This window comes from Solihabitans fulvus (assembly GCF_008386585.1).
Taxonomy (GTDB): domain Bacteria; phylum Actinomycetota; class Actinomycetes; order Mycobacteriales; family Pseudonocardiaceae; genus Solihabitans; species Solihabitans fulvus.
Genome location: NZ_VUOB01000319.1, coordinates 1 through 232 on the forward strand (window position 1 = coordinate 1; position 232 = coordinate 232).

The window sequence follows — 232 nt, forward strand, 5'->3', positions numbered from 1 at the left end:
TCCGTCTCTTGTCAATGATCAGGTTGTTAACTACATTCTGGATGATGGAGCCCTTGCCTTGGTTCTCGTATTCCAAGCTCTGACGGACAGCACTGTCGTAGTCGCCGGTGAGGATGCTGTTGTACAGTTTCTCCTCGAGGTCTTGGTTAGAAGTGTCCGCGGATAGTTCAACGACGCCCGCGCTGGCGGCGAGCATGCACATCGCAAATACAACGAGAAGTTTCATTTTGTT

Annotated in this window: 1 protein-coding gene; it reads right to left on the reverse strand. The window is 50.9% G+C overall.

What is annotated here, in order from left to right:
* On the reverse strand, positions 1–232 hold a 232-nt coding region (locus tag F0L68_RS45950), incomplete at both ends, for a hypothetical protein (protein WP_149855426.1).